This is a genomic window from Enterobacter asburiae (assembly GCF_008080435.1).
Lineage (GTDB): Bacteria > Pseudomonadota > Gammaproteobacteria > Enterobacterales > Enterobacteriaceae > Enterobacter > Enterobacter asburiae_C.
On record NZ_VRKN01000024.1, the window covers coordinates 1 to 19,236 of the forward strand.

16 protein-coding genes and 2 pseudogenes are annotated in these 19,236 nt (G+C 57.4%); 9 read left to right on the top strand and 9 right to left on the bottom strand.

The genetic code is table 11. From position 1 onward, the window contains the following. Positions 1 to 146: 146 nt before the first annotated feature. Entirely contained in the window at positions 147 to 677 is a 531-nt protein-coding gene (gene cybB, locus FU672_RS23145; protein ID WP_148245005.1) for a cytochrome b561, read from the bottom strand. Between the two features lie 189 nt (positions 678 to 866). On the opposite strand from cybB, the gene gap reads away from it, so the two are divergent. Further along, a complete protein-coding gene (gene gap, locus FU672_RS23150) occupies positions 867 to 1,868 on the top strand; it encodes a type I glyceraldehyde-3-phosphate dehydrogenase (RefSeq protein WP_148245006.1) in 1,002 nt (333 codons plus the stop codon). 53 nt (positions 1,869 to 1,921) lie between these two features. Here the strand turns inward: gap and FU672_RS23155 are convergent, their stop codons facing one another. Then, a complete protein-coding gene (locus FU672_RS23155; RefSeq protein WP_148245007.1) occupies positions 1,922 to 2,716 on the bottom strand; it encodes a YdcF family protein in 795 nt (264 codons plus the stop codon). 203 nt (positions 2,717 to 2,919) lie between these two features. On the opposite strand from FU672_RS23155, the gene FU672_RS23160 reads away from it, so the two are divergent. The 4 genes from FU672_RS23160 (at position 2,920) to FU672_RS23175 (ending at position 7,814) form a co-directional block, all read left to right on the top strand. Continuing rightward, positions 2,920 to 4,572 (top strand): MFS transporter, encoded by a 1,653-nt coding sequence (locus FU672_RS23160; RefSeq protein ID WP_148245008.1) that lies wholly within the window; start codon positions 2,920 to 2,922, stop codon positions 4,570 to 4,572. Between the two features lie 22 nt (positions 4,573 to 4,594). After that, positions 4,595 to 5,677: an HlyD family secretion protein gene (locus FU672_RS23165; RefSeq protein WP_148245009.1), complete on the top strand. Its 1,083-nt coding sequence runs from the start codon at positions 4,595 to 4,597 to the stop codon at positions 5,675 to 5,677. Further along, on the top strand, positions 5,674 to 7,053 hold the full coding sequence (locus FU672_RS23170) for an efflux transporter outer membrane subunit (protein ID WP_148245010.1): 1,380 nt from the start codon (positions 5,674 to 5,676) through the stop codon (positions 7,051 to 7,053). Before FU672_RS23165 ends, FU672_RS23170 begins: the two co-directional genes overlap by 4 nt. A 101-nt stretch (positions 7,054 to 7,154) precedes the next feature. Then, on the top strand, positions 7,155 to 7,814 hold the full coding sequence (locus FU672_RS23175; protein WP_148245011.1) for an O-methyltransferase: 660 nt from the start codon (positions 7,155 to 7,157) through the stop codon (positions 7,812 to 7,814). A gap of 65 nt (positions 7,815 to 7,879) precedes the next feature. Here FU672_RS23175 and hrpA read toward each other — a convergent pair whose 3' ends face one another. Next, complete coding sequence (gene hrpA, locus FU672_RS23180; protein WP_148245012.1) at positions 7,880 to 11,782, bottom strand: ATP-dependent RNA helicase HrpA; 3,903 nt, start codon at positions 11,780 to 11,782, stop codon at positions 7,880 to 7,882. A gap of 205 nt (positions 11,783 to 11,987) precedes the next feature. Between hrpA and azoR the strand changes: the two genes are divergently transcribed. Together azoR and FU672_RS23190 are read left to right on the top strand one after the other, a co-directional pair. Then, a complete protein-coding gene (gene azoR / locus FU672_RS23185; RefSeq protein ID WP_148245013.1) occupies positions 11,988 to 12,593 on the top strand; it encodes an FMN-dependent NADH-azoreductase in 606 nt (201 codons plus the stop codon). Positions 12,594 to 12,683: 90 nt separating this feature from the next. After that, positions 12,684 to 13,370, top strand: coding sequence for an RluA family pseudouridine synthase (locus tag FU672_RS23190; RefSeq protein WP_148245014.1), 687 nt, complete (start codon positions 12,684 to 12,686; stop codon positions 13,368 to 13,370). 7 nt (positions 13,371 to 13,377) lie between these two features. On the opposite strand, the gene FU672_RS23195 is transcribed toward FU672_RS23190, so the two are convergent. Next, positions 13,378 to 13,917, bottom strand: a complete 540-nt coding sequence (locus FU672_RS23195; RefSeq protein ID WP_148245015.1) for a DUF2058 domain-containing protein — start codon at positions 13,915 to 13,917, stop codon at positions 13,378 to 13,380. Between the two features lie 353 nt (positions 13,918 to 14,270). Here FU672_RS23195 and FU672_RS23200 point away from each other — a divergent pair, with 353 nt between their 5' ends. Both FU672_RS23200 and FU672_RS23205 read left to right on the top strand, forming a co-directional pair. Beyond that, positions 14,271 to 15,245 (top strand): DUF1852 domain-containing protein, encoded by a 975-nt coding sequence (locus FU672_RS23200; protein ID WP_148245016.1) that lies wholly within the window; start codon positions 14,271 to 14,273, stop codon positions 15,243 to 15,245. A gap of 23 nt (positions 15,246 to 15,268) precedes the next feature. Continuing rightward, positions 15,269 to 16,297: a methionine synthase gene (locus tag FU672_RS23205; RefSeq protein WP_148245017.1), complete on the top strand. Its 1,029-nt coding sequence runs from the start codon at positions 15,269 to 15,271 to the stop codon at positions 16,295 to 16,297. 131 nt (positions 16,298 to 16,428) lie between these two features. Here FU672_RS23205 and FU672_RS23210 read toward each other — a convergent pair whose 3' ends face one another. The 5 genes and pseudogenes from FU672_RS23210 to FU672_RS23225 form a co-directional block, all read right to left on the bottom strand. Further along, complete coding sequence (locus tag FU672_RS23210) at positions 16,429 to 16,956, bottom strand: DUF3833 domain-containing protein (RefSeq protein WP_148245018.1); 528 nt, start codon at positions 16,954 to 16,956, stop codon at positions 16,429 to 16,431. Beyond that, positions 16,953 to 17,057, bottom strand: a pseudogene (locus FU672_RS25300) (hypothetical protein); the annotation flags it as partial. The gene FU672_RS23210 and the pseudogene FU672_RS25300, both read right to left, overlap by 4 nt. 62 nt (positions 17,058 to 17,119) lie before the next feature. Further along, positions 17,120 to 17,275 (bottom strand): annotated as a pseudogene (locus FU672_RS23215) (DUF2878 domain-containing protein); the annotation flags it as partial. Positions 17,276 to 17,295: 20 nt separating this feature from the next. Further along, positions 17,296 to 18,516, bottom strand: coding sequence for an SAM-dependent methyltransferase (locus tag FU672_RS23220; RefSeq protein WP_148245019.1), 1,221 nt, complete (start codon positions 18,514 to 18,516; stop codon positions 17,296 to 17,298). Further along, complete coding sequence (locus FU672_RS23225; RefSeq protein ID WP_148245020.1) at positions 18,513 to 19,235, bottom strand: DUF1365 domain-containing protein; 723 nt, start codon at positions 19,233 to 19,235, stop codon at positions 18,513 to 18,515. The genes FU672_RS23220 and FU672_RS23225 overlap by 4 nt, the downstream gene beginning before the upstream one ends. Between the last annotated feature and the right edge of the window lies 1 nt (position 19,236).

The following is a 19,236-nucleotide window of genomic DNA, read 5'->3' on the forward strand; positions in this document are numbered from 1 at the left end:
TGGCGGTCATGGCCGTTCTGGAAGCGGCGGTGAAGTCGTCGGAGACGGGGTCAACGCAGGCGCTGGCGTTAACTGCTGAAGAGCGTGCTCTGCTGGGTTAAAAAACAAGCCGGGAGGCGCTGCGCTTACCCGGCAAGCGTTAAAGACTACTGACGTTTTTTCGGCATCATGCGCAGGAGGGTATTATCTTTCCAGAAATAGTGATGCATCAGCGCCGCCACCGCGTGCAGGCCAATCACAAAATAGCCCACGTTCGCCAGCGTTTCGTGCCATTCTTTCAGCACATCAACCAGGTCAAAATTTGACTCCGCCGCATGCGGCATCACCATGCCAAAAGCAAACCAGTCGCTGCCCCGGTTGTACATCATCACAATGCCAATCAGCGGCAGCGCAATAAACAGCAGATACACCACCAGGTGCCCCAGATGGGACATCCCCGTCACCATCGCTTTTGGCTTAGGCTGAATCGGTGGCGCGCGGAATTTCAGGCGAACCAGCAGACGCGTCACCATCAGCACCAGGATACTGATACCGCATGAGACGTGGATCATATTGATCGCTGGACGCGCGGTGCGCGGGAAGAATCCTTTGAACTCCATAGCGCAATAGGCGACGATGATTAACAGAAACACCATCCAGTGGATGCCGATTTGCAGGCTTGTATATTTAGTGCGCATGTGATTTCCCGATTAAAAACAGTTACCGCGTCAACATAATCTCCTTTCCTTAAAAATTCATTAATTTTTCTGTATGGTTTTTCAAATACTTCCCTACGCATGAAGCATCTTCAATTGCCGCCCTGCCCGTGATGGTCTAAGCCTGGATGAGTTCAAACTGTCGTATCGACACGTTTACAGGAGAACACCATGAGTAAAATTGGCATTAACGGCTTTGGACGCATTGGACGCCTTGTTCTGCGTCGCCTTCTTGAAACCCAGGACAGTAATACCGTCGTCGCCATCAACGACCTCACCTCCCCGAAAGTGCTGGCCTACCTGCTCAGGCATGATTCCAACTACGGTGGCTTCCCGTGGAGCGTGGATTTCACTGAGGATGCACTGATTGTTGATGGTAAAACCATTGCGGTGTACGCCGAAAAAGAGGCGAAGCACATTCCGTGGAAATCCGCAGGTGTGGATATCGTCGTGGAGTGCACCGGTTTTTATACCTCCGAAGAGAAATCACGGGCGCACCTGGACGCCGGCGCGAAGAAAGTGCTGATCTCCGCGCCTGCGGGTGACATGAAAACCGTCGTCTACAGCGTGAATGACGACACCATTGACGCCAGTGACACCATTATTTCCGTCGCATCCTGCACCACCAACTGCCTCGCCCCGTTGGCGAAAGCCCTGAACGATGCGTTTGAAATAAAAGTGGGCACCATGACCACCATTCACGCCTATACCGGTACCCAGGCGCTGGTGGATGGCCCGCGCGGGAAAGACCTTCGCGCCTCACGGGCGGCGGCAGAGAATATCATTCCCCACACCACCGGTGCCGCAAAGGCCATCGGTCTGGTGATCCCTGCACTCAGCGGCAAACTGAAAGGCCACGCGCAGCGCGTGCCGGTAAAAACGGGTTCGGTAACCGAGCTGGTGGCGATTCTGGGCAAGAAAGTGACCGTTGAGGAGATCAACGCCGCGCTGAAAAAGGCGACTCAGGGCAATAAATCGTTCGGGTATACCGACGAAGAGATTGTGTCGTCCGATGTGATTGGCTCGCATTATGGTTCGGTGTTTGACGCCACGCAGACGGAGGTGTCAGAAGCGGGAGAGCTGCAGCTGGTGAAAGCCGTAGCGTGGTATGACAACGAATATGGCTTTGTGACGCAGCTGGTGCGGACGCTGGATAAGTTTGCGGCGCTGTGATTTTCCCCTCACCCTAACCCTCTCCCCAATGGGGCGAGGGAATTGTTGCGTGCTTAGATTATTTTACGCGCCCCCTTCAGGACCGGATCCTGCTGTAGCTGTTTCCACGCGGTAATCACAGCCTCAGGAAAATCAACGTGAGCGATAAAATCCCGCCCGGCCGGACCATAGCCGTTAACGTCATCATACAAACGCGGCAGTTCCCCCAGAACCAGTGAAAGGTAGCGGTCTACGGGCCACAGTCCGCTATTGCCCTCGCTAAACTCCACGCCCTCTTTGCCATTCTGCAGTATCGGCGTAACCCCTGGGTGGCTTAGCCACTGCGGCGAAACGGGCTCGTCCCGACAAACGCGGGCAAACGTCGCCATTGTACGACGCTGCATCGTCGGATCCTGTACCACCAGCACCCGCCCGGTCGCTCGCTGATGCTGCTTCAACATGTTCCAGCTAAAACGCGCGTTCTCACCGCAGTTGGTGGATTGATCCTCAATCCACAGGCGCGCCTCGGGGATCTGCCAGAACTCCCGCGCAATGTCGGCAAGAATGCTCGCTTCCGCCCGCCCTGTGACCGGGAGGGTGTGATAACGCGGATGACTGCCGATGGCGGCATATAAAAAGGTGGTCGAGTGACCGATACCGCCGCTAATCAGGAGCGGGATTTCTCTCTGCGCGGCAATTTGACAGGCTGCCTCAATGGTCGGGATCACTGCATTACCTGCCAGGATCACCGCATCGACGTCCGGGTGCTGGCGGCTGCCACTCAGGTCGTCCTGCGCCAGCCATTCACCGACAGTATTGATGGCCGCCAGCGTAGCATCCGGCAGGATAGGAAAACGGGTCTGTTCCATGATGAACTCCTTCTCTGAATCCCTTCAGGGTAGCGACTTCAGGTTCTCAACACAACGGCGACGTCGGGCCGCTCTTTTTCCTTAAACGTCTCTTCTACATTTGATTAACATGCGTAAATCATATTCACTTGAATTATCATTTGCGGCAGACGTAAAATCGCTAGCCCGCTAATTATTCAATTATTTCTAAGGTAAACGACGTTATGCGCCTGCCCGAACGCGACCCTTATGCTCCTCGCGAGTGGCAGCCACATGAGAAACCCGCTCTGCTGGGTTCGCCTTCCACACCCGAGCACAGTGCGCCAAAACGTATTGCCTACGGCGTCGTTGGCCTGCTGGTGTGCCTGACGGGAGCACTGGGAAATGCGGTGGTGACCGCCAACCTGCAAAACCTGCAGGGAACCTTCGGGGCCTGGTCGACCGAAATCGCCTGGCTGCCCGCGGTCTACGTCATGACCAACATCTCTATCAACCTGCTGCTGGTTAAATTCCGCCAGCAGTACGGTCTGCGCGCCTTCACGGAAGGTTTTCTGGTGCTGTATGTGCTGGTGACCTTTTTCCACCTGTTCGTTAACGACCTCAGTTCGGCGCTGATGGTTCGCGCCGCGCACGGGATGGTGGCCGCCGCGCTCAGCTCATTGGGGATTTACTATCAAATTCAGGCCTGGCCTGCGAAGCACCGCCTGAAGGCGCTCACCATCGGCATTACCGGGTCGTCACTCGCTATCCCTCTGGCCCGCCTGTTTTCGACCGAACTACTGCAGCTGGACGAATGGCGCGGCCTCTATTTCTTCGAACTGGGGCTGGCGCTGATCTCCCTGGCCTGCGTGATAGCTTTAAAACTGCCGCCGGGCGATCGACGTAAAGTCTTTGAGAAGAAAGACTTCATCACCTTCTTTTTAATGGCTCCGGGAATGGCCCTGCTTTGCGCCATACTCTCGTTAGGCCGTCTTGACTGGTGGTTCGAGGCACCGTGGATCGGCTGGTCGCTGGCGCTATCGCTGGTGCTGATTGTGGCGGCCATCGTCTTTGAACATAACCGCGCCAACCCGCTGCTGAATACCCGCTGGCTGTCGAGCGGCAGCATCGTTCGTCTGGGGCTAATCATGCTGCTGATCCGTATCGTGCTGGCAGAACAAAACACCGGCGTCATCGGCTGGTTGCAGTACGTGGGGTTACAGAATGAGCAGATGACCCACCTGGCGTGGTCCATTTTCGCCGGGATCGTCTGCGGGATCGTCACCAGCTGTCTCACCATCAAGCCCACCAGGCTGGCGTGGCCAATCATCACCTCTCTGGCGCTGATGATTATCGCCTCGCTGCTGGACAGCCAGTCTAACAACCTGACCCGGCCGGATCAGCTGATGCTAAGCCAGTTCCTGCTGGGTTTCGGCAGCGCCTTCTTCCTGGCGCCCGCCATGCTGGCCGCCATTGGCGGGGTGATCGCCGACCCGCGCAACCTGGTCAGCTTCTCGGTGATGTTTGGCATGAGTCAGAACATTGGCGGCCTGCTGGGCTCCGCGATCCTCGGGACTTTCCAGACCTGGCGCGAGAAGTACCACTCCAGCCTGCTGGCGGACCAGCTCACCACGCTCAATCCGCTGGTCAACGAGCGTATCCAGATTTACACCCAGATGTACCGGAGCCTGATTGGCGACAGTTCGCTGCTGGGAACGCAGGCGATAACGCAACTGCAAACGTTGACCACGCTGGAGGCGAATATTCTGGCTTACAACGATACTTATCTGCTGACGGCAAGTATCGCTGCCGCCACGCTGGTCTGGATTTTATGGCGCTTGCTGCGCCTGCGCATCACTGCCCGTATGGCGCTTAAGAACGCCACCGGCAACAAATAATTGAAATATTTCTGGAGAGTTTATGAGTCAGCAGGATGCCGCCAAAGAGCAGGCCAACACCCGCAAAAATGTGCGCATTGTTTCCATTTTCACCGCCGCTGCCATCGGTATTGTCGGCGTGCTGGTGATCCTTTATGCGTGGCAACTGCCGCCATTCACCCGCCACGCGCAGTTTACCGACAACGCCTACGTGCGCGGTCAGACGACGTTTATCAGCCCCCAGGTGAATGGTTACATCACCGAGGTGAAGGTTCAGGACTTTGTGCAGGTAAAAAAAGGTGACCTGCTGTTGCAGATTGATGACCGCATCTATCGTCAGCGCGTGCATCAGGCCGAGGCACAGCTGGCGATGAAAATTGCCGCGCTCAATAACAACCTGCAGCAGCGTAAAAGCGCCGAAGCGACGATCGCCAAAAATGAAGCCGCACTGAAAAATGCCCGCGCCCAGAGTCTGAAAACGCAGGCTGATTTAAAACGGGTGAAGGATCTGACGGCAGACGGTTCACTTTCCGTTCGCGAACGCGATGCCGCGCTGGCCAGTGCCGCCCAGGGCAGCGCCGATATCGACCAGGCCAAAGCCACGCTTGAGATGTCGCGTCAGGATCTGCAGACGGTGATTGTCAATCGCGGCGCGCTGGAGGCGGATGTCGAAAACGCGAAAGCGGCGCTGGAGCTGGCGCAAATTGACCTGCAAAACACCCGCATTATCGCCCCGCGCGACGGTCAGCTCGGCCAGATTGCCGTGCGTCTCGGGGCGTATGTGACCGCCGGAACCCATCTCACCACCCTTGTGCCCCCTCAGCACTGGGTCATTGCCAATATTAAAGAGACCCAGCTCGCGGAGCTGCGCGTCGGTCAGCCGGTAAAATTCACCGTCGATGCCCTGAACGACAAAGCATATCAGGGCCGCGTGGAGAGTATCTCGCCGGCAACCGGGGTTGAATTCAGCGCCATCACGCCGGACAACGCCACCGGCAACTTTGTCAAAATCGCCCAGCGTATTCCGGTGCGCATCGAGGTACTCGGCAAGCCCGAGGCGTCCGCTCTGCTGCGTCCGGGCATGTCGGTGCAGGTGACGATTGATACGCGGGAGGCGAAGCCATGACTCTTCGCCCGATAGCGGGTCTGGTGCTAGCGGTGATGCTGGCCGGATGCCAGTCCGTCGACGTAAAACCGGCGCAGCCGACGCTGCAAATCCCCACCCAGTGGCGTGCTGACGCCGGTCCTGCCAGCCCGGCGGAGCAGCTCTGGTGGCGCAATTTCCACGACAACAACCTCAACCGCTATGTGGATCAGGCGCTAAAGAACAACAGCGACGTGCTGATCGCCCGCGAACGAATTAACGAGTATCAGGCACGGGTCTTTGCTGCCGACAGCAGCCTGTTTCCTTCGCTTGACGCGGGCGTCACGGGAACGCGCGCCCGTTCGCAATCCGCCGCGACCGGGCTGCCGGTCTACGGCACGCTGTACAGGGGTAGCCTGACGGCGAGCTATGACGTTGATATCTGGGGCGTCAACCGTAGCACGGCCAATGCCGCCGAAGCCTCGCTGGAGGCGCAAAAAGCCGCCGCTGCCGCCGCGGATTTGACCGTCGCGTCTTCCGTTGCATCCGGGTATGTCACCCTGCTCTCGCTTGATGAACAGCTGCGCGTGACCGAATCCACGCTGAAATCGCGCGAAGAGGCATTTAACCTCGCGAAACGTCAATTTGAAACGGGCTACAGCTCACGTCTGGAACTGATGCAATCGGATTCCGAACTCCGCTCAACGCGAGCGCAGGTTCCCGTTCTCCAGCATCAGATTGCACAGCAGGAGAACGCCCTGAGCCTGCTGCTGGGAAGCAATCCCGGCGCGGTGGCGTGCAGCGAAAGCTATGAGGCGCTGACCCCGCTGAAGCTGCCGTCACAGCTGCCTTCTACGCTCCTGAACCGTCGGCCGGATATCGTTCAGGCCGAACGCCAGCTGGTTGCAGCTGACGCCTCGCTTGCCGCGTCACGCGCCAGCCTGCTGCCGTCGATCAACCTGACCGCAACCGGATCGATCCAGGATCGTACCCTTTCAGGCCTGCTGGACAACCCGCTTCAGCTCTGGAGCGTCGGGGGCAGTATTCTCGCCCCGCTCCTGAACCGCCAGGCGCTGAATGCGCAGGTGGATATTTCCCAGTCCCAGCGTAACCAGGCGCTGTACGCCTATGAAAAAACCGTGCGTAACGCGTTTGCCGAAGTGAACAACAGCCTTGATGCTATTACGCGCTATCAGGAACAGCTGACGGAGCTGCTTGCCCAGCAGGATGTGGCGCAGGAGACGCTGCGCATTGCGCAGAACCGCAATCGCAACGGCTACTCCTCTTATCTGGACGTGCTGGACGCGCAGCGCACGCTGTACTCGGTTCAGACCAGCGTGGTGCAGGTGAAAAATAACCTGCTGCTGGCGCAGATCGATTTGTACAGGGCGCTGGGCGGCGGCTGGGTCAGTGCCTGAAAACCTGCCCGGTGGCGCTGCGCTTACCGGGCCTACATTTCGCCCCGTAGACCGGGTAAGTCGCAGCCGCCACCCGGCGATGCCCACTCAGGAGTCACTCTATGCAACAACAATGGTCTGCAGTAGATAATTACATGATTTCCTCGCTTATCCCTGACGATGACGTACTTAATCAGGTACTGAAAAACAACAAACGCGCAGGGCTCCCCGAACACGACGTGGCGGCCAATCAGGGGCAACTGCTGGCGTTGTTCGTGCGCATGACGCAGGCAAGACGCATTCTTGAGATCGGTACGCTGGGTGCCTATAGCTCAATCTGGATGGCGCGCGCCCTGCCGCCGGACGGAAAGCTGATTACGCTCGAGGCTGACCCGACGCATGCCGATGTTGCCCGCCAGAATATTCACCTCGCGGGGCTAAACGATCGTATTGAATTAATTGAAGGCCCGGCGCTGAACTCGCTCGAGAATATCGGTGATGTTCCACCGTTCGACCTGATCTTTATTGATGCCGATAAGCCAAACAATCCCGGCTATCTGGAGTGGGCGCTACACTATTCCCGTCCCGGCACGGTGATTATCGGCGATAACGTGGTGCGCGACGGCGAGGTCATTAACGGGCAAAGCGACGACGCGCGCGTGCTGGGTGTGCGGCGTTTTATCGGGATGATTGGGGATAACCCGCGTTTAACCGCCACCGCACTGCAAACGGTGGGGGTTAAGGGATGGGATGGGTTTACGTTGGCGATAGTGAACGGGTGAAAAAATGTGCGGGCTGATGCCCTCACCCCGACCCTCTCCCACAGGGAGAGGGAGAAAACCGGGTTTTAAGTGGAAATCTGCTCCATCGCCTGCAGAATACGCTTATCCGAAATCGGATACGGCGTGCCCAGCTGCTGGGCAAAGAAGCTGACGCGCAGCTCCTCGATCATCCAGCGGATCGCCTGCACGTCTTCATCATCGCGGCGCGCCGGCGGCAGCTTGTTCAGCCACTGCTGCCACGCCTGCTGCACGCTCTCCACTTTCAACATCTGCGCGCGATCGCGGTGCGGGTCGATGGCCATCTTCTCCAGCCGTTTTTCAATCGCCTGCAGGTATCTCAGCGTATCGCCCAGACGCCTGAAGCCGTTGCCGGTGACAAAGCCGCGATAGACCAGCCCCGCCATCTGCGCCTTCACGTCCGAGAGCCCCAGCGCCATGGTCATATCCACGCGCCCCTTCAGGCGCTTGTTGATATTGAACACGGCGGTGAGGATCTGCTCGACCTGTTTGGCAATCTCCACCACGGTGTCGTTCAGCTCCGCGCGCACCTTTTCATGAAGCTGAGCAAAGCCATCTTCCGTCCAGACCGGGCCGCCCGCCTCGTGGATCAGTTTGTCCACGCCGCAGGAGATGCAGTCGTCAATCAGATCCAGCACCTTGCCGTACGGGTTAAAGTACAGCCCGAGTTTGGCTTTGTTCGGCAGCTTCTCATGCAGATATTTAATCGGCGACGGGATGTTGAGCAGCAGCAGGCGACGCAGCCCACGCCACATCATCTGCTGCTGTTCCAGCGGGTTATCGAACAGTTTGATCGCCACGCTGTCGCGCTCGTCCACCAGCGCAGGCCAGGCTTTGACCTTATAGTTACCACGCTTCTGTTCGTAGCTTTCCGGAAGCTGACCAAAGCTCCAGATATGCAGCCCGCTCTGCTCGATACCGTCGTCCGCCACCGCAGAGAGCGTCTCCTGAACTTTCCCTTTCAGCGCCTCTTTCAGCTCGCTCAGCGAACGCCCTTCCAGCAGCTTTTTGTTTTTATCATCCACCACGCGGAAGCTGATTTTCAGGTGATCGGGCACCTGATCCCAGTTCCAGTCATCGCGGTCGATGGTGGTGCCGGTCATGCGTCGGAATTCACGCTCCAGCGCATCCAGCAGCGGCAGTTCCAGCGGCGTAACGCGGCCTAAAAAGGCTTCCGCATAGTTTGGCGCAGGCACAAAGTTACGGCGCACCGGTTTTGGCAGGGATTTGATCAGCGCAATCACCAGCTCGCGGCGCAGGCCGGGGATTTGCCATTCAAACCCGCCCTCATCGACCTGGTTTAACAGCGGCAGCGGAATATGAACGGTCACGCCATCCGCGTCCGCGCCCGGTTCAAACTGATACGTCAGACGCAGCTTGAGGTTGTCCTGATGCCAGAAGTTCGGGTAGTCGAGCTTGCTGACCGACTCCGCCCCCTCTTTAATCAGCATGCTCTTTTCGAAGTTAAGCAGGTCCGGCGTCTCTTTGCTGGCCGTCTTCCACCAGCTGTCGAAATGGCGCGCAGAAATAACATCGTGGCTGATGCGCTGGTCGTAAAACTCAAACAGCGCCTCATCGTCCACCAGAATGTCGCGGCGGCGGGATTTGTGCTCAAGCTCCTCCACTTCGGCGCGCAGCTTCAGGTTCTCACGGAAGAAGGCGTGACGCGTCTGCCAGTCACCCTCCACCAGCGCGTGGCGGATAAACAGCTCGCGGCTTAGCGCCGGATCGATCTGGCTGTAGTTCACCTTACGCGCAGCGACCACCGGCAGGCCGTAAACGGTCACCTTCTCGGTCGCCATCACCGCGCCCTGCGCGCGCTCCCAGTGCGGTTCACTGTACGAGCGCTTAAGCAGGTGCTGCGCCACCGGCTCCACCCATTCCGGATCGATACGCGCGGCAATGCGCCCCCACAGGCGGCTGGTTTCCACCAGCTCCGCGACCATGGTCCATTTCGGCGGCTTCTTGAATAAGCCAGAACCGGGGAAGATGGAGAAACGGGCGTTACGCGCGCCGGTATACTCCTGCTTCTCGGCGTCCTTCATCCCAATGTGGGACAGCAGGCCGGTCAGCAGCGCGATATGAATTTCGCGGTACTCCGCCGGTTCGCTGTTGACCGGAATCCCCAGCTCTTTCACCACCTGGCGGAGCTGGGTGTAGATATCCTGCCACTCGCGCACGCGCAGGTAGTTGAGGAAATCCACGCGACACTGGCGGCGGAACTGGTTCGAGGAGAGCGCTTTCTGCTGCTCGCCGAGATAGTTCCACAGGTTCACGAAGGCGAGGAAATCGGACTCTTTGTCGTGGAAGCGACGGTGCTTTTCGTCAGACGCCTGCTGTTTGTCCATCGGACGCTCGCGCGGATCCTGAATGGAGAGCGCCGAGGTAATGATCATTGCCTCGCGCACGCAGCCGTGCTTTTGCGCTTCCAGCACCATTCGGGCCAGACGCGGATCCACCGGCAGCTGACTGAGCTGGCGGCCCAGCGGCGTCAGCTTATAGACCGTCGCCTGCTCGTCGGTGGTAATGGCGCCGAGCTCTTCCAGCAGACGAACGCCATCCTGAATGTTGCGTTTGTCCGGCGCTTCGACGAACGGGAACGCCGCGATATCGCCCAGCCCCAGCGCGGTCATCTGCAGGATAACGGACGCCAGATTGGTGCGAAGAATTTCCGGGTCGGTAAATTCCGGGCGCGACAGGAAATCATCTTCGGAATAGAGACGAATACAGATCCCTTCCGACACGCGGCCGCAGCGGCCTTTACGCTGGTTAGCGGAAGCCTGGGAGACCGGTTCAATCGGCAGCCGCTGGACTTTCGTGCGGTAGCTGTAGCGGCTGATGCGCGCCGTGCCCGGGTCGATAACGTATTTAATCCCCGGCACGGTCAGCGAAGTTTCCGCCACGTTGGTCGCCAGAACGATACGTCGCCCGCCGTGCGGCTGGAATACGCGGTTCTGCTCGCTGTTCGACAGGCGCGCGTAAAGCGGCAGGATCTCCGTGTGGCGCAGGTCGCGCTTGCTGAGCGCATCGGCGGTATCGCGGATTTCGCGCTCGCCACTCATAAAGATCAGGATGTCGCCCGCGCTTTCGTTGCCCAGCTCGTCGACGGCATCGAAGATGGCCTGCAGCTGGTCGCGCTCGGTATCATCCGCCTCTTCCACAATCGGTCGATAGCGCACTTCAACCGGATACGTGCGTCCTGACACCTCGATAATCGGCGCATTGTTGAAATGCTTCGAGAAGCGCTCCGGGTCGATGGTTGCAGAGGTGATGATGATTTTCAGATCCGGGCGACGAGGCAGCAGCTCTTTCAGGTAGCCGAGCAGGAAGTCGATGTTCAGGCTGCGTTCGTGCGCTTCATCAATGATGATGGTGTCGTACTGCATCAGCAGGCGATCCTGCTGGATTTCCGCCAGCAGAATACCGTCGGTCATCAGCTTGACCATGGTGTTATCGCTAACGTGGTCGCTGAATCGCACCTTGTAACCGATGCAGCCGCCCGGATCTGTTTGCAGCTCTTCGGCAATACGGTTCGCCACGGTACGCGCCGCCAGACGACGCGGCTGGGTGTGGCCAATCAGCCCTTTTAGGCCGCGCCCCAGCTCCATACAGATTTTGGGCAGCTGGGTGGTTTTCCCCGAACCGGTTTCCCCTGCGACAATCACTACCTGGTGGTCGCGTACGGCCTCAAGGATATCCTGTTTTTTCTGGCTGACGGGCAGGTTTTCGGGGTAGGTAATCGCCGGACGTGCGGCTTCACGCAGCACAACTTTCCCTGCCGCCTGTTCAATCTCTTTCGCCATCTCCTGGTAAATGGCCTGTTGTGCATCAGGATTTTTAACCTTCTTCACGCCGTGCAGACGGCGGGCAAAGCGCTGTTTATCGCGCAGCATCAGAGAATCAAGCTGTTGCAGGAGCATCGGGAAGGTTAGTTTTTGTTGTTCTGTCATAGCGTTAAAGGGCAGCACACGCCCTGATAAACTCTCTTTTTAATGATTGCTATAGAGTACCACATTGACGCCTTTAGCGCCTTATTCAAAAAATTCGAACATAGACTTCGATATATTGCGCTATCTCTGTGGCAGGATTGTGAATAGAGTGTCAACAAGCAACGGGGCAACCCCCTTCAATCAAATGCAACAACAGGAATCACCCATGAGCAAAGTATTAGTTTTGAAATCCAGTATTCTGGCAGGGTACTCTCAGTCTGGTCAGCTGTCTGATTACTTCGTTGAACAGTGGCGTGAACAGCATTCTGCTGACGAAATCACCGTGCGTGACCTGGCTGCAAGCCCAATTCCTGTGCTGGATGGCGAGCTGGTTGGCGCGCTGCGCCCAAGCGATGCACCACTGTCTCCACGTCAGCAGGAAGCTCTGGCCCTGTCTGACGAGCTGATTGCTGAGCTGCAGGCGCACGACGTTATCGTCATCAACGCTCCAATGTACAACTTCAACATCCCTACTCAGCTGAAGAACTACTTCGACCTGGTGGCACGCGCTGGCGTAACCTTCCGTTACACCGAGAACGGCCCTGAAGGTCTGGTGAAAGGTAAACGTGCGATCGTCCTGACCAGCCGTGGCGGCATCCATAAAGACACGCCAACCGACCTGGTTGCGCCGTATCTGAGCCTGTTCCTGGGCTTCATCGGTATCACTGACGTGAACTTCGTGTTCGCTGAAGGTATCGCTTACGGTCCGGAAGTGGCGACGAAAGCGCAGACCGATGCGAAAGCCGCAATCGACAGCCTGGTAGCAGCCTAAGATTTCCCCCTCTCACCGCCCGGTGGGAGGGTTTTTCTTTTCTCCCGCATTTCGTTATCATCCGCTCCCACTCTCCAGCCAGGCGGCCTGATGTCTGCGATTATTGATTCTTTTATTGCCCCACCGTGTCACGACGACATTGAGATCCTCTGGCAGGATGAACATCTGCTGCTGATCAATAAGCCTTCCGGTCTGCTCAGCCTCTCGGGCAAAAATCCGCAAAACCTTGATTCTGTCCATTATCGTCTGGTCCAGACATTCCCCGGCTGCACGCTGGTACACCGTCTGGATTTTGGCACGTCCGGGCTGATGGTGGTTGCGCGCAATAAGGCCATCAACGCGGCACTGTGCCAGCAGTTCAGCCAGCGCAGCGTGGAGAAAGCCTACAGCGCCCTGCTTTGCGGACATCTGGAAAATGATGAAGGTGTAATCGATGCGCCGATTGCCAAAGACCCGGCACTGTTTCCGCTGATGTCGATCTGCGCCATCAATGGTAAACCCGCCCGCTCTCGTTATCAGGTCGTGGAACGTTTGTATCAGGGTACGGGACTGCCGTTAACGCGGGTGAAACTCACCCCGGAGACCGGGCGAACCCATCAGTTGCGTATTCACTGCCAGCAGTTGGGGCACCCTATTCTGGGCTGCGATCTGTATGGCGGTCTTGAAGCGCCGGGGGCTGAGGGAACACCCCGGCTGATGCTGCATGCAAGCGTTCTGAATTTTATTCATCCCGTGAGCGGCGAGCCGGTTAATGCCAGTCACGCCGCCCCGTTCTGAATGCGGTTTACCACATCAAATCGTCAGGGATTTTGAAGTCCGCGTACGGATCGTCTTCGTCCTGTTCTTCCTGGCTGAGCGCGCTGTTTAGCACGATGCAGTCGGCATCACGCTGAGCAATTTTATCGGCCACCACCGCCGGAATAATCGCGTATTCGCAGTCGCCGCTGGCGTTAATGACCAGACGAGCAATCGCCAGACGGCCGTTGATCAGCTGAGCCTGGGTTTGCTTGTCGACGTCGATTTTTTTGATCAGATTACCGTCGGTGAAGTTAAAGGTGATGTTACCTTTCGCCACGGTGATGCGGTTCATCTCAATCAGCTGCTTCACCTGTGCTTTAAACTCTTTCGCCAGCACGGCCTGCTTCTGCTGCTCGCTCAGCTGTTTGTCACGCTCGATCTGCGCCTTCTTGTTCTCTTCGACCGCTTCCCGGGCCTCACGCGCCTGAACGCGTGATTTCTTTGCCGTGCGCTGCACTTTCGCCACTTTCTTGCTGCTGACTAAGCCCGCTTTCAGCATCTGCTCTTGTAAGGTGAGTTTTGTCATGATCGTTTCTAAACCGGTTGGAAATTTTGGGGATTATAGCGGGAATTGAACGGAAATAAAAAATCCCTCTCCCCTGCAGCCGGTTAACGACAAGGGCAAAGTGCATATCACAAACATATTGCGAGCTTCGCCCGGCGGCGCTGCGCTTGCACGGGCCTACAAACGACGCTGAACCGTAGGCCGGCTAAGCGCAGCGCCACCCGGCAAGAAGGCAGCGACACCTTGAGCATTACACTTCATGAACTTCGCTCATGTTGCATTGAAATTAAGTCACTTCCCCTGCGCCGCGGGCTCAGGCATAAATTATGCATTGGTAACTTCTTAGCAACATGAACTTAGGATGCATAACCGCAATGAGCAAAGCTTTCACATATACCCTTAAGCGCAGTTGCTTCGATGAGAATTACAACCCCTCAGAAAATACGCGTACGACCACCAACTTTGCCAACCTGGCGCGCGGTGAAAAACGTCAGGAAAACCTGCGCAATACGCTGGTGATGATCAACAACCGCTTTAACGCCTTAGCGCGCTGGGATAACCCAAACGCCGATCGCTACGCGGTTGAGCTTGAAATCATCTCTGTCGATTTGGACATTGGCGCGGAAAAACCGTTCCCGGCCATTGAGATCTTGCAAACCACGATTGTCGACAAAAAAAATAACCTGCGTATCCCTGGCATCGTCGGGAATAACTTCTCTTCTTACGTGCGGGATTATGATTTCAGCGTGCAGCTGCTGGAACACAACAAGAACCAGCAACACTTCAGCATTCCGGAAAAGTTTGGCGAACTGCATGGCAATATTTTCCGCCACTTTGTGAATTCGCCGGAATACAAAGAGAACTTCAGAAAGGGACCGGTGATCTGCCTGAGCGTCTCCAGCAAAGACACCTACCGCCGCACCGGTAACCAGCACCCGGTGCTGGGCATTGAGTATCAGCCGGATGGCGAGTCGCTTACGGAACAGTACTTCGCGAAGATGGGCCTGAAGGTTCGCTATTTCATGCCGGAAAACAGCGTGGCGCCTTTCGCGTTCTTCTTTACCGGGGATTTGCTGAGTGATTACACCGATCTGGAACTGATTGCCACCATCAGCACGATGGAGACGTTCCAGAAAATCTATCGCCCGGAAATTTATAACGCAAACTCGGCGGCGGGACTGTGCTACCGACCGGATCTGAACCAGCAGGATCACTCCTTAACCAAAATTGTTTATGACCGGGAAGAGCGAAGCCAACTGGCGATTGAACAGGGCCGCTTTACGGAAGCGTACTTCATTAAGCCTTACCAACATATTCTTGAGCAGTGGTCTGATAACTACACGCTTTAATTCTTTCAAAAAGGTCTTTTATTATGAAAACATTGCTCCCGACGTCTACGGCTGGCAGCCTCCCTAAGCCGACCTGGCTTGCACAACCTGAAACGCTGTGGTCACCCTGGAAACTACAGGATCAGGAACTGCTGGCGGGTAAACAGGATGCGCTGCGCTTGTCTCTGGATGAGCAGATCCGGGCGGGGATCGATATTGTCAGCGACGGGGAACAGACCCGCCAGCACTTCGTCACCACCTTTATTGAACACCTGAGCGGCGTGGATTTTGAAAATCGCCAGACGGTGCGCATTCGTAACCGCTATGACGCCAGCGTGCCGACCGTGGTTTCAGCCGTTGCACGTCAGAAACCGGTCTTCGTGGACGATGCAAAATACCTGCGTCAGCTCACGGACAAGCCAATCAAATGGGCCTTGCCCGGGCCGATGACCATGATCGACACCCTTTACGACGCGCACTATAAAAGCCGCGAAAAGCTGGCCTGGGAATTCGCCAAAATCCTCAATCAGGAAGCGCGTGAGTTAGAGGCCGCAGGCGTCGATATTATCCAGTTTGATGAACCGGCGTTTAACGTCTTTTTTGACGAGGTGAACGACTGGGGCATCGCCGCGCTGGAGCGCGCCATTGAAGGGCTGAAGTGCGAAACCGCAGTACACATCTGCTACGGCTACGGCATCAAAGCCAATACCGACTGGAAAAAGACGCTCGGCTCAGAATGGCGACAGTATGAAGAGGCCTTCCCTAAGCTGCAGACGTCTAACATCGACATCATCTCTCTGGAATGCCACAACTCCCGCGTGCCGATGGATCTGCTGGAGCTGATCCGCGGTAAGAAAGTGATGGTCGGCGCGATTGATGTGGCAACCAACGCCGTTGAAACACCGGAGGAAGTCGCCGATACGTTGCGTAAAGCGCTGCAGTTCGTCGATGCGGACAAGCTTTATCCGTCAACCAACTGCGGCATGGCTCCGCTTTCGCGTCAGGTTGCTAACGGTAAGCTAAGGGCACTGAACGCCGGGGCCAAGATTATCCGCAAAGAACTCGGCGCGTAGTCGCCATGGTTAGCCGCCTTACGCTTGCCAGTAAAGCGTCGTACCGAAATCAGCCAGCCCGGAAACAGGACGATCCCCTCACCCTAACCCTCTCCCCAAAGGGGCGAGGGGATTGTTCACGGCTCGCATCCTCACACCTTGCGGGTAAAGAACAGCGTCACCGTGGCGACGGTGACGCCCAGCTTCTTCATCTCGGTTTTATTAAACAGATGGGTCTCATCCTGCAGGTACATCCAGTCGTCGAAGTTCAGTAGCCAGGTGCTGCCGTTGGCCTTCACGTTCATGCTGTAATGCCAGTTGAACGCGTTGCCTTCGGCCTGCCCCGTGGCAACCCCTTCGATATCCCCTGCCGTTCCCTCGTAGCGATCGTTTCCTACCCGGCGAATATGCCAGACCCGCTGCTGCTTCTCGCCGTCGTCGTAGACAAAGTGCTCATTCAGCGTCAGCGTATCGCCGATAACGTCCCCGGCAATCTCAACGTGGAAACGGCGGATCTGCTTGCCGCTGCGATCCTGTACCATCCCCCACGCTTCGGTTTTGCCCTGAAAGTAGTGGAAGATATCAAGCCGTGGCTGCTGCTGGCGATACTCGTCCACTTCTGTGCTACAGCCCGCCAGCAGCAGCGTGAATGCCAGCGCCATCATCAGGATACGTTTCATTTTTGGCCTCCGATTAACTGCTGACGCAGCTCAGGATATTGCGTGCGGGGATCGAGCCAGATGGCCAGAAAACGGGTGCTGAACGCTTCCGACTGGCGTGGCGTCCCCCACCTTCCGCCAGGCAAGCCAGTCGGCAGCCAAAGCAGCAAAACCGCAGCTCTCCTTTTTGCCTCCCCATCAGCAGGTGGAAAAACAGCATCAACACCAGCCAGCCCGGCGCCATCCAGCTCACGACGATAAAGGTCGGCTCCAGAAACGTGATGCCCCCTAGCCGCTCGCCAAACAGATAGGCCACCGGTCCACCCACGGCGGCCAGCAGGAAGACCTGAAGGTAACGTCTCATACGCGCTCGGCGGTCAGCTGCACCACGCTGATGGTGCGGGCGTTAAACCCGGCTTCACAGTAGCCAAAGTAGTACAGCCACATGCGGCGGAACCGTTCATCGAAGCCGAGCGTTTCAATCTCCTGCCAGGCGTGGACAAAGCGCTGCCGCCAGTGAGCCAGCGTGCGGGCATAGTCGGGGCCCATGTCGAAGAGATTACGCACCACGAAATCGGTGTGGCGCGTCATCAGCTCGTTCATCGCGGTGATGCTCGGCAAGAATCCGCCGGGAAAAATATAGCGCTGGATAAAATCGACGCTTTTGCTGTAGTCGCGATAGCGCTGGTCCTGAATGGTGATGGCCTGAATCGCCATCCGTCCTCCCGGGCGTAGCCGCGCCTGGCAGGTACGGAAGAAGGTTGGCAGATAGCGTTGCCCGACGGCTTCAATCATCTCTATTGAGACCAGCTTGTCGTACTCTCCGGTGAGGTCGCGATAGTCGCAGAGCAGCACTTCAACGCGATCCTGCAGCCCGGCGCGGGCGATCCGCTCCGTCGCCCAGACGTATTGCTCCTGCGACAGCGTGGTGGTCGTTACCCGACAGCCATAATGACGGGCAGCGTATTCCGCCATCGCCCCCCAGCCGGTGCCAATTTCCAGCAGGTGGTCACACGGGTTTAGCGCTAGCTGGTCACACAGGCGCGCCATTTTGGCCTGCTGGGCCGCGGTCAGATCCTGCTCGTCAGCGGTAAACAACGCGCTGGAATAGAGCAGCTCTTTATCCAGGAAATGGGCATAGAAGGTATTGCCCAGGTCGTAATGGGCGGCAATATTTTCGCGCGCCTGCACGCGGGAGTTACGCCGCGTCCAGTGGCGTAGGCGCTCCAGCGGCCTGCCGAGCAGACGGAACCCGTTTTCCAGACGGCCGAGCACCTCGCCGTTGAGCGCGAGCAGTTCCAGAAGCGGCGTGAGGTGCGCGGTTTCCCATTCGCCGTCCATCCAGGCTTCTGCCGCAGCAAGGCTCCCGCCCGTTAAGACACGCCAGTAAACGCCGGGCGAGAGGATCTGCACGTCGGCAAGCAGCGTGGAGGATGTCTCGCCAAAATGAAAGGTCTGTGCCCCTTCACGCAGCGTGAGCGAGCCGCCGCGGATACCGTTTAACAGACGAAACAGCAGCCATCGCGCGATGCGGACGTTGCGCGGGATATCGGGTTCTAGCGCAAAGACGGGATCGGTCATGAGCGTTTACTCCTGCTGACGGGATGGTTATACAGCGGTACGCGCTTGAGCCACAGGCGCAGCGCCTGCCAGTAAATGGCAAAAACGGTTTTCAGGGTCATGAGCGGGATGCGCAGCAACAGCGAGCGCAGCGCAGCGCGCGTCAAAGGCGCACGACGCAGCGCCAGCGTGGCGTCAAAGACCTTCGCTTCCTGATGATTTTCAATGTGCATATGCAGCGTGTTATCCGGGTCGTTAAAGCGCCAGCGGTAGATCATGTCCATCGGGTTGAAGGGGGAAACGTGAAACGCTTTTTCCGTGGGCTGCGCATCCTGTCCGTTGACGGCATAGTAATGACGTTCATTCCACGGCGTGTTGCGCACCTCCGCCAGTACCCAGCGCAGCGTTCTCTTCCCGTCGTAGCAGTAGTAAAAGTTGACCGGATTAAAATGAAAGCCGAAATAGCGCAGCTGCGTCAGGAGCATCACCCGCCCGTCCGGACGCTCTCCAGTCAGGCTCTCCAGCCTGCTCAGGACGTTCTCTTTGAGCGGCGTGCCGAGCGGATAGTCCGCGTCGTGGAACGAGGCGGCGGCAAAGCGATTGCGCCGCACGCCGACGGACGACAGCAGCGGCAGTTCATCCAGATCCAGCCAGGCCATAAAGACGCTGTAGCTAAATTCATGGGTTTTCGGCTGGAGGCGGCGGTGACGTAATACGCCGTGGTAGAGGCAGCTGTTCATC

Excerpts from the sequence above, each read along its gene's own strand:
- cybB (WP_148245005.1), bottom strand. The coding sequence starts at position 677 with ATGCGCACTAAATATACAAGCCTGCAAATCGGCATCCACTGGATGGTG.
- gap (WP_148245006.1), top strand. The coding sequence starts at position 867 with ATGAGTAAAATTGGCATTAACGGCTTTGGACGCATTGGACGCCTTGTT.
- FU672_RS23155 (WP_148245007.1), bottom strand. The coding sequence starts at position 2,716 with ATGGAACAGACCCGTTTTCCTATCCTGCCGGATGCTACGCTGGCGGCC.
- FU672_RS23160 (WP_148245008.1), top strand. The coding sequence starts at position 2,920 with ATGCGCCTGCCCGAACGCGACCCTTATGCTCCTCGCGAGTGGCAGCCA.
- FU672_RS23165 (WP_148245009.1), top strand. The coding sequence starts at position 4,595 with ATGAGTCAGCAGGATGCCGCCAAAGAGCAGGCCAACACCCGCAAAAAT.
- FU672_RS23170 (WP_148245010.1), top strand. The coding sequence starts at position 5,674 with ATGACTCTTCGCCCGATAGCGGGTCTGGTGCTAGCGGTGATGCTGGCC.
- FU672_RS23175 (WP_148245011.1), top strand. The coding sequence starts at position 7,155 with ATGCAACAACAATGGTCTGCAGTAGATAATTACATGATTTCCTCGCTT.
- hrpA (WP_148245012.1), bottom strand. The coding sequence starts at position 11,782 with ATGACAGAACAACAAAAACTAACCTTCCCGATGCTCCTGCAACAGCTT.
- azoR (WP_148245013.1), top strand. The coding sequence starts at position 11,988 with ATGAGCAAAGTATTAGTTTTGAAATCCAGTATTCTGGCAGGGTACTCT.
- FU672_RS23190 (WP_148245014.1), top strand. The coding sequence starts at position 12,684 with ATGTCTGCGATTATTGATTCTTTTATTGCCCCACCGTGTCACGACGAC.
- FU672_RS23195 (WP_148245015.1), bottom strand. The coding sequence starts at position 13,917 with ATGACAAAACTCACCTTACAAGAGCAGATGCTGAAAGCGGGCTTAGTC.
- FU672_RS23200 (WP_148245016.1), top strand. The coding sequence starts at position 14,271 with ATGAGCAAAGCTTTCACATATACCCTTAAGCGCAGTTGCTTCGATGAG.
- FU672_RS23205 (WP_148245017.1), top strand. The coding sequence starts at position 15,269 with ATGAAAACATTGCTCCCGACGTCTACGGCTGGCAGCCTCCCTAAGCCG.
- FU672_RS23210 (WP_148245018.1), bottom strand. The coding sequence starts at position 16,956 with ATGAAACGTATCCTGATGATGGCGCTGGCATTCACGCTGCTGCTGGCG.
- FU672_RS23220 (WP_148245019.1), bottom strand. The coding sequence starts at position 18,516 with ATGACCGATCCCGTCTTTGCGCTAGAACCCGATATCCCGCGCAACGTC.
- FU672_RS23225 (WP_148245020.1), bottom strand. The coding sequence starts at position 19,235 with ATGAACAGCTGCCTCTACCACGGCGTATTACGTCACCGCCGCCTCCAG.